Source organism: Dietzia sp. B19, from assembly GCF_014145155.1.
GTDB lineage: Bacteria > Actinomycetota > Actinomycetes > Mycobacteriales > Mycobacteriaceae > Dietzia > Dietzia natronolimnaea.
Genome location: NZ_JAALED010000493.1, coordinates 1 through 1,585, shown reverse-complemented (window position 1 = coordinate 1,585; position 1,585 = coordinate 1). Strand labels below are relative to the sequence as shown.

General features: G+C 73.3%; 1 protein-coding gene. It reads left to right on the top strand.

The annotated features are described in order from the left end of the window. Window positions 1-14 precede the first annotated feature (14 nt). The coding region (locus G6020_RS13540; protein WP_182610975.1) for a methyltransferase at window positions 15-1,585 on the top strand (1,571 nt) is incomplete at its 3' end.

Here is a 1,585-nt window from a genome sequence, read left to right as displayed (position 1 = left end):
AGCGATCCCGCCCGGTGACCCCGACAGTTCCCGCCCTCACCCGCCTGGCCCCCGCACTGGCGGAGTCGTTCCGCGAGTGCCACTTCACGGTGCCCGGACTGGAGGACGCACTGGGGCCGGAGGCGGTCTCGGCGCTCGCCCGTTCGGACCCGGCGTCCGTCCGCAGGCACGCCCGCTCCGCCGGGCCGGTCGGGACCCTGGTCCGGCTGTTCATCCTGGGTGACGCGGTCCCCGAGGGCGAGGTCGTGGCGGCCCTGCCCGGGGTACCCGTAGCCGACGGGATCGACGCCGGACTGTGGACCCGTCAGACCACGCCGAAGGCGACCCTCCGGGCGCTCCTCGACCTCCGGCCCGTGGACACCGGTCACGGGACACGCTGGGTCTTCGCCGACGTCGACGGGTCGATGGCCCACGCCACCACGAGGCCAGACCACGTCCTCGGGGTCGGGCAGGCCACGCTGTCCCTCCTCCGGATCACACCCACCTCGCACGTGGACTCCGTCCTCGACCTCGGCACCGGCTGCGGCATCCAGCTCGTGCACGCCCTCGGGACCGCGAGGACGGCGACGGGTACGGATATCACCCCCAGATGCCTGGACCTGGCGTCCGCCACGCTGGCCATCAACGGGTTGGACGGGGAACTGCTCGTCGGTCCCTGGTTCGAACCCGTCGCCCATCGTCGTTTCGACCGGGTCGTCGCCAACCCACCGTTCGTGGTGGGCCCCTCCGAGCCCGGCCATTCGTACCGCGAGTCGGGGCTCGCCCTCGACGGGGCGAGCCGGACGGTCGTGTCCGGGGCTCACGAACACCTGACCCGGGACGGCACCGCGGTCATCCTGGCCTCCTGGGTGGAGCGCCAGGACACCGACTGGCGGACCCACGTGGCGTCGTGGGTCCCCTCCGACGGGGTGGAGGCCTGGGTGCTCCGTCGCGACACCTCGGACCCGGAGCTCTACGTCTGGACATGGCTCACGGACGAGGGCATGGACCCGAGGGACGAGTCCACAGCCCTCGCCGCGGACGCCTGGCTCGACCACTTCGAGGACCGGGGCGTCGACGGGGTCGGGTTCGGGTACGTCTTCCTCAGGCGGATCGACGGCGCGTCGTCGGTGCTCTGCGAGGACCTCACCCACCCCTTCGACGAGGGGCTCGGGGACGAGGCCGAGGCCTATTTCGCGCGCATGGCGTGGTTGCGGGCGGCCGCGGACCGACAGGGCGGGCAGGAGCGGGCGCTGGACGCGACGGTGTTCACCGTCTCCCCCGACGTCCACCTGCACGTCTCGGAGAGTCTGGCACCGGACGCCGGTGACGCGGGGGACGAGACGTCCGGGGCCTCTGCACCGGCCGGGTCGGTGGTGGTCGAGCGCGTCACCGGTGCACGCTGGCGCCACGAGATCGACCCGCTGACCGCGACGGTCCTCCGAGGGGCGCGTATGGGTGCGCTCCCCCTGGAGGATCTCGTCGTCCTCGCCGCCGCGGGGGCCGGTCGTGACCCCGGTGAGCTGGCGGAACCCGTGCGCAGGGTCGTGGCCGACCTGTTCCTCCACGGCTTCGTCGTCCCCGCCGGGGTCCCCGGGCTGCTCCC